The organism is Enterobacter sp. 118C5, assembly GCF_034107645.1.
Lineage (GTDB): Bacteria > Pseudomonadota > Gammaproteobacteria > Enterobacterales > Enterobacteriaceae > Enterobacter > Enterobacter nematophilus.
Map to the genome: position 1 here is coordinate 1 of NZ_JAWNEU010000026.1, position 12659 is coordinate 12659.

The window sequence follows — 12659 nt, forward strand, 5'->3', positions numbered from 1 at the left end:
CTTCTATAGAAATAACGCAAAAGTTAAAAGATCAAATTGACAGGTTCTCTTCACTTGATAAATTTGACTATACTCTTCAATGGCATAAAGACATGTCTTTACCTCGTGGAACCACTCAAACACAAATAATAAAAGAATTAATAGCACAACGAAATGCATTGGTGCATCCTAAGATTAAAATTTTCACTGATACAATAGAAACTAAACCGGGTGAAGGAATAATTGCTTATCAACACCAGTCTAATATTAATTCCGAGCAAGCTAAAAGTAATATATCAGGTATATCCCTCGATCCTGAAATATATACCGAAAAAGATGCTTTTATTGCGATTAAGGCTCTTGTTGATTTTTTAAATTGCTATGTTAACGATTGGTGGGGTATTGATTTGGAAACATCTGCTTTACTGCTTTTGCCTTCATGGAACGGCTCAATACAAGCACAATCAATAATTTATGAGCGGAACTCACTTGAGACTGTTCTAAGGCATGATCCTGCACTAAAAATAAAATTTATTGGGTTGCATGGTATATTTGAGCAATTTCAATAATACTCCAAAGATTATTTCTTCCAGAAGGAATGGTTAGAGGTTCTCCTTTAACCAAACTTTAACGCCTGCTTCTCATCTTAGTCAAGAACAGGCGATAAGCGCTACGGCATGTCGAAAAGTGTTGCTGAGTAATCAACAACGGTAAAAAACCATAAATGCTAATTTTTCTCAACCAGTGCAATAAGCCGTAAGTACCGAGAATCCTTGATCAGACTTGTATCTGTATCTTCAATTAGCTCAAGAATCTTCTGCAGCTCTCCTGATGTACGCGTGAATATCAGTGGTGTTATTTTGTCCATTAAATCAAGCGTGGTTTCTGGAAAAATAGCTGCAATTGCTCCTTTACCACCGAGCTCCCGAGTGAATCTGTAGAACAAATGATCAATTGTCTCGATTGGTACTAAGTATGTTTTTACTGAATCGTAAACCTCCGGAAACTTATCGCCAGTATCGTCAAGTAAACCAATCCATGCTTTTACAGAGCTCGTGGTTCTATATTGGCGTTCTTTGGGCCAGTCCTCTCTGATTAATGGGATCACATACTTAACCCAGCCACTCTCGTTTTTCTGCCCGACCAATCCTAACCAGGAAATAAAACGATTTCGAGCCTCGTCAGATAATGCTCGTAATATGGAGCGCATTTCATTCCTGGAAGGACTGGAGGGCTCATCAGGGTGAAACATTCTCATTAAGCCAAGCCATTGCGAAGCTCGAACTGAATAATCTTTTTCCCAAGAAAGAGATTCGATCCAAGGGATAAGGTTAAGAAAAGCTGGTTTAATAAGTTCAGCTACTGCAATTGAAGGCATAGCATTGCACTGAAGATAACCATTCCATGCTGGTTCTGCTGCAGGATGTTTTAAATCCAAAAGGGGTATAAGCCATTCCTTTACCCATGCAGGATCAACAAACATTAGCCAATTTAGATTGCGAGACGTTATAGCTATAGCGTGGTCCGCACCTTCTCCTGGTGCAGTAAAAAGACGTTCAATACGAGACTTAATAGAATACGGAATAAGCGAACCAGCTTTTTTTTCTTCACTTGGCATTACTTGAAAAAGCGCTTGAGTACATTTACCGACAGGGCCATTGATTGCATGGCTGAATGTACGCCGAGACTGTATTACAACCTCACCATTTCGGATAACTTCTCCGAAACCACTCCGTGTTGCATCAGCCCCACCGCTCAGTATGCCCTCTATGACATGATCGTAAACTGCCCACCCGAGATCCTCATCAAATTTAAGAGTCGCAGCTAAATTTTGTTCAAGCCAGTTACTTAATGTATGTCGTAACTCGACCAAAGCTGTAACTGGCAACCGCACAATTCGGTTCAGGAATACTCGTCTCACCCTTGGTTTAAGTTCTGTAGGTAACTCACTTATCATTGGCGACCAAAATTCCTTAGGGTAATCACCGGCTCTCCCTGCAATAGCGAGTGCAGACAAAGCTTTACGCGGGTTTTCTTTTATCAATCCGACAAAGGGTTGCCTACTAGTAAAGCTGTCATCCTCTCGTTTAAGTATCTCTTTTACTTTTGGGATTATTTCGTTTGCTGGAAGATCTAAGATTATATCTGGCTTTTCGTCTGTACGAACCCAACCTGTCCGTGAACCCCAATTGATGACAACAGATGTAGCCCAGCCATCATTCCAGTCAGGAATTCTTTTAATCATCGCAGTTAGTTGGTCACGATGAATAGTTTTCATTTTACAGCCGTTTAGTTCGAGATAGCGAGCGTATCTAGCTGCCAGTATCTCCCTTTGTTTTGGAATGTCTTCCTCAGGCAAATAAAGTAAATGGTTCGGGCCGGTTAAAATATGCTCTATAATTCGATTCTGATTTTCTTGCGAGAATTCTTCCCAACGATCAGTGAGCAGAAAAAGAAGTTCGCGGGTAACATTTGTGTCCCAAAATCCACTTTGATCCAAAGACAAAAGCTCTTCGGCAACACGGTCAGCCTCAAAGACGTCTGTTTTACTGAATGCATAAAGTTTAAGCTTTCGGAAGAAAAATGGCTCCTTTACTGGCCAGGTTGTTACGTGTGCCTTAGCCAATTCTGGCCACTTCATAACAACTCGGTCTAAAAGGTGGACAAACCATGTCAATACCTCCGCACCTTTCGCGAAATGTTCTTCTCCTTCAACCGCACGTTCTGGATAACAACTTGGGCTTGGAAAGTAGTACGTATCAATATCCTCTAACATCCCGGAGGCAATTATTATTTGCGCTTCTAAAGCACTAAATACTTGTAGTAATACATTGTCAGGTACGTCTAAATCGTCATCATGTCTTTCGGTGAACACAACTTCAAATTGGCCTAATTCGCTGAACTGAATTTCCTCCCAGGAGCCGCTTGGCGGTCTGATTTCACCCAATCCAAACGGCAATTTCATTTCCAATCGGGGTGTCATTACCCTACGAAACTCTCGTAAAACACCAGTAGTCCAGCCTTGGTTTGTAATTCGATCTTTTAAGTCGTACCAATCGACGTCATAACGACGATTGCGGGGATCTTTATGATGCTCAAGAATTAAGCTCCATAGTTGACGGGAGCGTTTGTGGATTGATGTTGAATGCTCAATATTGCGTTCAATATTTTGTAGTAGTAGAGGATGAATGCTGATTTTTCGGATAGCCCACCAAGCCATCACGGGGCTATCAAGAGATTTGCAGAACCAGGCCATGAGATGGCTCAATCGTTTCGGCATTGTCTCCAAACATCCAGCCAAGCGATGGTAATCTGACGGATTATCATCTTCGCCGCGCCATTCAAGGAGATTATCGTTACTCACTCCACGTTTATGTTCATCTTCAGAGATATCTTGCAGATCGTCATCAAGCCCATAAGCTTCTTGTGGATCGAAGGTCTCTGCATCATTGTCATCAAGTTCGTAGTATCTTTTCTTCTGTTTGGCTGACCGAATATTTGCATCCATCACACAAAGCCACTCTGGATGGGGAAGAGGAACAGCTTCAGAGAACAATTTCGCACCTTGTGTAGTGCGAAGTATATGGGCAAGTTGACCACGTTCATACGGTGCTAGAACTTTCGGATCTTGCTGGCTTTTAGCGATAATAGAAGCTCGCCATCGACGTGGATCATCTGCTCGCTCAGCCCATGCTTCCAAAGTCTTCCAAAGAGCTGGATGATCGGAATAGGCTATGGCTGTAACTCCTCTGTCACGCCATTTGGCTTCGATATCCTCGGCAAGGCCGCGATCAAATGCATAAAGTCTGGAACGATCATACTGGCCATCATGATTGAGACCCTGAAGGAGGTATTTAACTGGTGGGTCTTCTGCCTGATAACCGACCAAAACAACGATGTATCGTTCCAGAAGAAGCTTAATAAAATTGGTCGCCCATCCTTCTGAAAGATATGCTCGTCCAAAGTCTGCACTGCTCAGCACATAAGGATGGTTTACAGCATTTTCGTCGACCAGGCGGCCGTGAAGATATGTTATTCCCTCAATTGTCGAACCGAAATTCAGATTTGGGAAAGCTGGCGGCACATATCGAGTTAGATTATCTTGCGCTTGGTTATCCTCGAACAGTCGGTCAAAGTTCGTTGTGACAATCTGTGGGACACCACTCTGATTTGAGGAAATTCTTTTAATCAGGGCATGCTCACGTCCAATCTCTATATCAGTTCTTGCAGTCCCCAGACGCTTTGATACCAAAGCATTCACCTCATCCTTGCCATATTCCAGATGTAGGAGGTTGAAAATTTGGTCGAGAGGGACATTAGCCGAAGATTGGTCGTGAAGCCATGGGCGAAATGCTGCCATGATTTCTGAATCGTGTGGTGGGTCAAAGTATTCAATTACATGCTGGGTAAGCTCTACAAAGCTTGGCATCCCTGAAGGTAATGAAACCCCAGCGCCACAGAGAAATACAACTCGACCTGTATCACAGCGTTCTAAGAGGATATCGGGTATGGAAGGCCCTTCAGGGTGGAATCTCATGAGCTCAACTTTTCTAAGCGTTAATTTATGCTTGGATTCTACTATTCGTAGCCATGTGATGAACACAGGTAGTGAAAAACCTCTGATCTATCTCAAAGTAAAAGACTGAATCATTCAGTCTTCTGACATCGATAATCACCTGAAACCTCTCTAGATGGGTAAGCGTACAGCGAGAGCCGTATTGACGAAGAGAGTTATTCCGCTGGCAGTATGATGCGTTATCAAAGAGGCGATGATTTATGCCAACGTGATTGGCTGCGATCTGGGGCCGAAAATTACACCTATTGGTAGCCTGGCAACGCTACTCTAGCTGCATGTCCTTTCACAGAAGAACATGACCATCACCTGGGGATACTATTTCCGCACCGGGATCATCATGACTCTGCCTGTGCTGTTTGTAACGCTGGCCGCGCTGGCGCTACGTCTCTCTTTCACTTTGTAATGAGATATTGATATGAGCAACATCACTATTTATCACAACCCGGCCTGCGGCACGTCGCGTAATACGCTGGAGATGATCCGCAACAGAGGTACTGAACCGAACGTTATTCTTTACCTTGAAAATCCACCTTCACGCGATGAGGTGCTCAAACTCATCGCAGATATGGGGATAACGGTACGGGCACTATTGCGTAAAAATGTTGAGCCTTATGAAGAACTGGGGCTTGCGGAAGATAAGTTTACTGACGATCAGTTAATCGATTTTATGCTTCAGTATCCGATCCTGATTAATCGCCCGATTGTGGCGACACCATTGGGAACGCGTCTGTGCCGTCCTTCCGAAGTGGTACTGGATATTCTTCCGGATACGCAAAAAGGCGCATTTGCTAAGGAAGACGGCGAGAAAGTCGTTGATGATGCAGGTAAACGACTGAAATAAAGATGAAGGGGGCAAATGCCCCCTTATTTGTTAATTCTCCATACTCTTCCGCAGTCTGTTCGAACCAGTTCATTATGATGATTACCATTGTTTTTTTTGGATTTTACAATAGTATCATGGGGTTAATGGTATTTAAGTTTGCTTCGTCTGAAGCACCATATCACGATGGTAATGAATTTATACCTTTCATTATGCAACAGCAGATAATGAAACCGATGTATCAAGCTGATCGACCATTTCGCAGATTTGCGATTGTTCATAGCTCAGGACCGGTCGTTGCTTAACCACACTTACTACAAGTGGTTTAATCAGCATATTGGCCGTTGCTCGGTCTTGCTCTTTTGCGGCGAAGATAACCTCCAGGGTTTTTTGGTCAATTACTTTTGCCAGATTCGCGTTCAGGTTTTCAAGTTCGTGTTCTGTAAGCATGAAACTTGTTGCAAGCCATGTAACCTGTTCCTGGATGAGAGCCAGCACTTTTACTCGGTCGTCTTCAACCAGTGCACCCGCTATTTTTTTGGAAATCGCTGTGGCAATCATACCGCCTAACAAGCCACCAGCTGCGCGTCCTGCTAAAGCACCGAAAGGACCTAATGGACTAAGCATCATTCCGCCAGCAATAGAACCAATTGCACCCCCAGCCACACCAGATGAAGTAACTGCCAGATTTTTTATAAACTGTGCCCCAGAAATACGACCTCGCACCATTTTGATCATATCCGGACCAGTGGTCACGGCGACCAGTGCGAAAGAGGTAACCAGTGTGCCACGCATCATCTTGTTAAGGGAGTTGAGATTGTTAGCTCCGACTCCCTGTTGAAGCGCATTACGAACTGTCGGGCTGGCAGCGGCAAAATCAATATTTTTAAGTAACCCCTGAACGGCACTGATACGGTGTAATTGCTGTACCGTCACATAAACTGTCAGTGTGCGGGTAAATGTTTTACCTGCCTGTATTGCTGCCGTTTGCAACGCAGCCTTACGATCGCCGGTATTAAGGTAGAAAATAGAAGCTGTCAGACCGAAGCTGATACCTCCAGCTGCGAGGCTGATGATAGATCCTTCCGCAATGTCGTAAGTGATAGATTCGAACGTGCCAAACTTAGTAATGTTTTGTGCCTGGCTATAAGTCAGGTGTCCCTGACGTACAAGTTTTGTGGCTTCTGCAGGATCGGTAACGCCGGGGACTTTGCCATCGCGAATTTTGTTCTCCATCGTTTCAAGCGCTTTCGAATACTGGTCTTTCGGAACCTCTAACTGCATTGGGGTTCCGTTACTGTCATAATAGCGATAATTACCGTTTTGTCCGTCAAAACCAGCACCGACGCTACGTGCAGCGGTTGCACAGTATTTGGTCTGAATCTCTGAACCGTTAACCAGCCTGTCTGCACCATTTTTCGCATTATCATCACCGAGAATATGTGCATCTTTTAGTTGGATTTTGTCAGTAAGATGATTTCCCCGTTCGGCTGCAAAACCATGTCCTTGTCCTCCCACTGCAAACATTTTTTCGTTAGTATTCCAGGCCTCCGGGAGTGTCATGAGAATCAGACCGTTTGTTGCTGCACTGGAAATAAATTCAGCCTGTGGTCGCTTGTGAATTTCAATGCAGAGTTTTTCCGTTTCCCGGCAAATATCAGAGCAATACCATTCCTGGCTCCCACCACCGCCCTGGTGTTTTGCGTTTTTAATCTCGCTCAAACCGCATGAAGTGCAGGTACAAAGCTCGTCGACATAGTGAAACGAGACAAATTTTCGACCATCCGAAAAAGAATAATAGTTCCCACCATCAAGATAACGGTTCAGGAGATCATCATTCGCAGCAGAGGGTAAATTCAGCCTATTACCAAAAAGGCTTCTTAGCTCATCTGATGAGTGTACTATTTTACTGTTTAACTGCTCATTAAATTCAGCCATCTTTCTTTCATACCAGGCATCATTTAAAAGCCAGTTTTCACCAGCCAGATCCTGCTCTCGAGTATCGCCCTGAAAAATATGCTGTGAGACCAACTTGAGATAGATAGTCTCTACGAATTCTGCTGAGAGGTTACTTCCTTCTTTTAGTTCCGTCAGCCAAAGTTTGTTATTGATCGCTTTTTGCTCATTTAACCCTGTATTGATGGCATTAGTTAACTTCTTGAGTTCCTGAATTTGGTTTGCCGCATAGAACTGTGTCAGTAAGGCTGCTATCCAGTATAGCAATCCTGTCCACCACATCAGTGAAGATGAGATATTATATTGCCAGGCTATAAACGGTGTAGCCGCAGAGCAGGCCATCAAAAAGTAAGACGTATAAAAACAGCAATAATACTCTTTAAGTTTGGCATTGATATCGGCTGGTATAAGCCCGTTTTGTAGAATAGCCTTGGTTTGTACAGGTACTGCAAGCAGGCCACTGGCAAATGCAGCGGTTAAAATAAACTTCATTGAATCAAATGAATAAGCTTCGTAGGCAATATGTTTACCATCAAGTCCCCACATAAAGCTAATCACCATTCCTGCTATGGCAAGAGGTACACCCAGCAGCCAACGTGAGTGAAGCGCATAGGTTACGCGCTCTACAATATAGCCCGCCAATAAAGGTGGGCCTGCAACAATCAATGCACCCAATCCTAATATCACACCTAGAATATTGAGAGATGCCTTAAACAACGCTTTTATAATAACAAAACCGATTACCAGTAAAATTAACGCACCAATTATCTGTAGCATTGTGGTTTTATCCTTGCTGTAATTTTTATTCGAGTGCTACGCCATCATAAATGTGTCAAGATCATCCGCATTTTTGATTATCTTCGCCTCTTCAACACCGTGGGCTTGGGCAAGCGTGATGCTTGCTTCCAGCAACCGGCGATTGTTTTCCACGCTAAATGCAGCTGCGGTAAGCTCACCCAGCGCCGCGAACTCGTTCAAAATTCGGTTGAGTGCTTTCTGCTCAATCTCACTTAAGCGACATGTAAATTGCTCCATTTTTTTCGCCAGCAATTGGCGTGCTTTACTGTCCAGATTTTTAGCTACGGTAACCATAAACTTCCCTGAGATAGAACCAACCAATGCCCCCAAAACAGGCACAGGGATGATTGCCTGACCTGCGACAGACATTGCGCCAACGATGGCCGATTCCGCGCAGATGATAAGGCCAAGATCGGTAAATTCATCAGCATTAATCTCACCGCGCTGATAGGAGAGAGCAAGATTGCTTACACCTTTAGCGGCAGTGACCAGCGCGCTGGCGAACGGTGCTCCCAGAGAGGCATAATTGGTCAGGGTATAAATTGTTCCGGCGGATACACCGCCAATAGCGGCACCTTTCAATGTATCTAAGCCGACATCCTGCCAGTCCTGTCTGTTGAAATCTCCACGAAATATATTTTTACCATCACGGTATTTGCTATATATACCTGTTACAAGAGCAAAGGTTCCACCGAAAGCGGCTCCCATTGCGGTTGCACGCATGCCTTCACTTAGGGAGGGTTGGTGATTGTCAATAATTTCTGCTTTTTTTGCCTCGTTCTGTTCCGCTAATTCCTGATCATGTTTATCAAGCGTTTCGTCAATTTTTCCCCACTGAACATCTTTGTAATCAGAAACTCCAGGACGCACGACATCATTAAAGGATCTTCCCGTTGTACTTTCAATTTCTGCAACTTTATCCCTGATAGCCTGTATTGTTTTTTCGCTCAAGCCCTCCACCGGTTTCCCATCAATAACATTCTGAATCGTTTGCCAGGAGTCTTTGGGGATATGGTAAAAGGATTCTCCCTGGGTAAAATTGGGATAGGTTTCCATGTGCTGAAGGACATGGTTCAGGTTATTATTAACTCCGTTGATAAACTTTGACTGCACGTCAACGCCATCTATCATATAATCCGCCGGAGCGGTTCGACCCACTCCGTCAAACGTGGCGCTAAGATCAGAGGCATCCTGAACCCTTTCTTCTATTGCCTGGCGAGCATTGCGCACGCCAACTTCTACCTGCTCAGCAATTTCACCGTGTTTGGTGCTCATTGAGCCCAGGATGTTACCCGGTGACGCGATGAAATCACGCACCTTTTGCATTTGTTCGCCAGCCAACTCAAATGCACGATCCTGCTGCGATAGTTTTAACAGTTCACTATCAATGCGGGTCTGATTAATGGCGTTAACCGCGCTGCCGATAAGCTGGTCGCCAACTGTATTATGGTTAATGCTCATTACTGGATTTTCTTGTTGATCAGTTTTGATAATGCATTGATATGGTTAATCAATGCCCCTAATTGATCTTTCTGATGGGTATTAAACTGGCAATAGTCTTGAGGCGCAGCCTTTTCCAGCACATCAATAATGCTTTCAGTACCATGATAGTGCTCGGATGTGAGCATCTTGAGTTCTTGCGCACCACGTTCCATCACGCGAAGTTCGCTGGTTTTTGCGCGAACCTGGCGCTCTTCCTGTTGTGCCTCATCAATGATTTTACCGTTTTTGCGACGGGCTAGTAGGGTTCCGCCAGCGATGCCTACAGCACCAATCCCCCAGCCTATTGGACCCGCCAGAGCCAGTAGTGCGCTTCCTGCTGACATGCCACCGCCACCCGCAGCCAGTGCGCCGCCGCCGAGCCATGCCAGGGCTGCATTTGTTGCGGCAGCTCCGCTTAACGTAGCAATAGCGGTACCCGTGGATGCTGTACCAAAAGTTGTTGCGACCGCCAGCGCAGCCGTAGGGGCAAATGCGGCGACCCCCGCCCCAACGGCAACCCCCGCAGCAGCCGTTCCTTTACCAATATGTGATGCGCGGTATTCTTCTTCCAGTTTTTCCACCACGTTATCAAATTCAGCGATTTCCGCTTTCAATTCGCTCCAGGATTTATCAAACTCTTTCGGTGTATTCGCCAGTCGATTAACAAAATTTTCACCACGGGCAATCAGGTCCTTACTGCATTTCTGGCGTAACAGAAAGAGGGCAGTGATCTCATCCTGGGTGTCTTTAGCCTGTACTTCATAACGGTTAGTTGCACTTTTGAGACTGGCTAATGCTTCTTTTCTTTCTGAACCACGTAACATTTTTTACTCCTGCTGTATGTTGTCAAAAATAATTTCACTGCAATGGGTTTTTCATTTCTATTATCTGCTGGTTGAGCTTCTGATAAAAAAGTTGTTGTAGGCTAACCGGGGAAATAATAGTGAGATTTGGTAACCAATAACGTAATAATGGAAATAGCTGGTTTTCGTGTGCCATTTTGGTTTGCACGATCAAGTCGCCATTAGGTTCCTGACGAATTAACTTTTGGGCAGGCAGAACATTTCGACGTTTAAAAAAATGGCTTACGTCGGCTGAAATTTTAAGGAGTACAATCTGCTTATCCAAAGAAAACCAGACATCATCTTCTTCAGCAAAGTATTGTGTGATATGGGGTTGTGGTGTGAAGTGCTCTGATTTAAATTTCAGCCAATGAATTTTGGTGAGCTGGAATCCTTTAACCTTTTCATTCTCTACCGCACCGAGATACCAGACGCTCTTTATGTTAATAAGCTTATAAGGCGCGACGGTCCGATGTTTCCCTTTATAATGAAATTCACAAAGGCTATTTTCACGAATCGCTTTATCGAACACACTATAGTTATTCTCAAGTACGCGTTTCGCTTCTGGATCTCCGGGCAGCGATCTGATGATCAGTGAAGTCATGTCAGGCTGGGAGAAGATTTTTTTTACAGGGAATAACTCTGCCATCCCCAGGGCATTGATGAGATTTTGTTGTTCTTTTAGAGCCTGAGGTTTAGCGTAAGCGGGAGCCAGCCTGTAAATACCATCACCATCGGGGACGATTCTGTCGCCCAGACGATTAAGATCACGATACAAAGTACGCTCACTGATGTTGAATTCGTCCATCATCTTCTTACGTGATACAAAACCGTACTGGTAAAGTTCTGCAATAATAGCGGTTATTCTTTGTACCATTACCTCATGCCCGCTCATGCGCGTTCTCCTTGTGATTTTTCCTTGAGATTACCAGTCGCTACTGACAGGGCATGTCAGTAGCGACTGGGGGATCATGTTTTCATATCGGCAAATTTCTCACATAACTTAAGGAGATTAAGTCGAAAAGTCAGTTAATGGCTTTTGCGGTCAATAACATAATCAGTCTCCTGCAGGCAGTCGCGAGTAGCCACTCAGAGGTGAAAGAACAACTGACGTGTCAAGGCTTCAAAAGCGGAGTATGCTGAGATTCAGTCGATTAGAGCCAGGCTGAAAAAATCTTTATAGACTTAGTTTGTTTTGCCTCAGGACTGGCTGCAGCCAAATGAGCGTTCATTCCGGCTGTATGACTTGGTGCGCTCCTTCGCAAAATAACTCAGCCTGAAAGTGAGTTTATCGTAAACCGTTTTGTAGTCTAAATTATTGACGTCCAGGTAATACAATGGGTTGTCCGGGATATGTACCAGCGTTCGATATCCGGGGGGAGAGCTCAACTGTAAGGCACTCAGCCAGGCTGCCTGTATCAGGCTGGCTAACCCAGTTCCATCTTCACCGTACACCCCTAACCCGTTGAAAGTATCTTTATTCACAAAGAGTACCATGTGGTAATGAGACTTCTTGTTTACTTCTCCAACCTCCCGGACCCAGGCGTAACGTAAATGACATGGGTAGCATCGAATATCCTGCTTTAGTTTGCTTCGATATCGTGCTTCAATCTTTGCATTAAGCGATTCTATAAATCGAGAGATAAGACCAGCCTTACATTCATCGTGGTTATCAGGAAGTCGTAGGTCTACACGGACAACCATTGTTCGTGGGTATTGTGCTGTAGCGTTATTAATCACGCGAAGCATCCGTTGCAGATACATTGTATTGAATGGGGCATGACGTTGATCAAGATAAATATCATTAAGCATCATAAATTCCTGTTGTCTGTATAGTATCTAGGGTTGTTTCTTACCTTGGGTTGATGAGGTAATTAAATGGTGATTTATGGTTTTGATTTGAATGTTTGTTAGTTTGATTTGTGGGAGCGTGTATATGTGCAGAGTGTATTGACTATTGTTGTTTATATACTTGCAATGGATGAGTGTGTTGATGGTTGGATGTGTAGTATATTTTTGTATATATTACCAATCCGGGGTGTTAATTTTAATGCGTGTCATGCAAGGTGTGATTTTATTAGCTGGTGATCATTTATTTTTACTCCGAAGTTAACATGTGGGTTATATAATGATATTTATGATATAAACATGCAGTCCGATTGGGGGCATGGGCGTAATTTCATTTCAGCTTCGCGATGCTTTAACT

Annotated in this window: 8 protein-coding genes and 1 pseudogene; 3 read left to right on the forward strand and 6 right to left on the reverse strand. The window is 44.0% G+C overall.

Annotation, left to right across the window (positions count from 1 at the left end):
* Nucleotides 1–548: hypothetical protein (locus UTO39_RS21965; protein ID WP_320728093.1), on the forward strand; the 548-nt coding region annotated here is incomplete at its 5' end.
* A gap of 158 nt (nt 549–706) precedes the next feature.
* Here the strand turns inward: UTO39_RS21965 and UTO39_RS21970 are convergent.
* Nucleotides 707–4582, reverse strand: a complete 3876-nt coding sequence (locus tag UTO39_RS21970; protein WP_235155451.1) for an SIR2 family protein — start codon at nt 4580–4582, stop codon at nt 707–709.
* Between the two features lie 151 nt (nt 4583–4733).
* Between UTO39_RS21970 and UTO39_RS21975 the strand changes: the two are divergent.
* Both UTO39_RS21975 and arsC read left to right on the forward strand, forming a co-directional pair.
* Nucleotides 4734–4958 (forward strand): annotated as a pseudogene (locus UTO39_RS21975) (ArsB/NhaD family transporter); the annotation flags it as partial.
* 12 nt (nt 4959–4970) lie between these two features.
* The gene (gene arsC, locus UTO39_RS21980; RefSeq protein ID WP_235155450.1) at nt 4971–5396 is read left to right on the forward strand and encodes a glutaredoxin-dependent arsenate reductase; all 426 of its coding nucleotides are present in this window, start codon (nt 4971–4973) and stop codon (nt 5394–5396) included.
* A 189-nt stretch (nt 5397–5585) separates the two neighbouring features.
* Here arsC and UTO39_RS21985 read toward each other — a convergent pair whose 3' ends face one another.
* From UTO39_RS21985 to UTO39_RS22005, 5 genes are all read right to left on the reverse strand, one after another.
* Complete coding sequence (locus tag UTO39_RS21985) at nt 5586–8108, reverse strand: hypothetical protein (protein ID WP_320728094.1); 2523 nt, start codon at nt 8106–8108, stop codon at nt 5586–5588.
* Nucleotides 8109–8144: 36 nt separating this feature from the next.
* Entirely contained in the window at nt 8145–9590 is a 1446-nt protein-coding gene (locus UTO39_RS21990) for a hypothetical protein (protein WP_235155448.1), read from the reverse strand.
* Entirely contained in the window at nt 9590–10435 is an 846-nt protein-coding gene (locus UTO39_RS21995) for a hypothetical protein (RefSeq protein WP_047738096.1), read from the reverse strand. Before UTO39_RS21995 ends, UTO39_RS21990 begins: the two co-directional genes overlap by 1 nt.
* A gap of 34 nt (nt 10436–10469) precedes the next feature.
* Entirely contained in the window at nt 10470–11348 is an 879-nt protein-coding gene (locus tag UTO39_RS22000; RefSeq protein WP_101743943.1) for a YafY family protein, read from the reverse strand.
* 305 nt (nt 11349–11653) lie between these two features.
* On the reverse strand, nt 11654–12265 hold the full coding sequence (locus UTO39_RS22005; protein ID WP_235155519.1) for an inovirus Gp2 family protein: 612 nt from the start codon (nt 12263–12265) through the stop codon (nt 11654–11656).
* Nucleotides 12266–12659 lie beyond the last annotated feature (394 nt).

Coding starts and splice junctions, on each gene's coding strand:
- arsC (WP_235155450.1), top strand. CDS start 4,971: ATGAGCAACATCACTATTTATCACAACCCGGCCTGCGGCACGTCGCGT.
- UTO39_RS21985 (WP_320728094.1), bottom strand. CDS start 8,108: ATGCTACAGATAATTGGTGCGTTAATTTTACTGGTAATCGGTTTTGTT.
- UTO39_RS21990 (WP_235155448.1), bottom strand. CDS start 9,590: ATGAGCATTAACCATAATACAGTTGGCGACCAGCTTATCGGCAGCGCG.
- UTO39_RS21995 (WP_047738096.1), bottom strand. CDS start 10,435: ATGTTACGTGGTTCAGAAAGAAAAGAAGCATTAGCCAGTCTCAAAAGT.
- UTO39_RS22000 (WP_101743943.1), bottom strand. CDS start 11,348: ATGAGCGGGCATGAGGTAATGGTACAAAGAATAACCGCTATTATTGCA.
- UTO39_RS22005 (WP_235155519.1), bottom strand. CDS start 12,265: ATGCTTAATGATATTTATCTTGATCAACGTCATGCCCCATTCAATACA.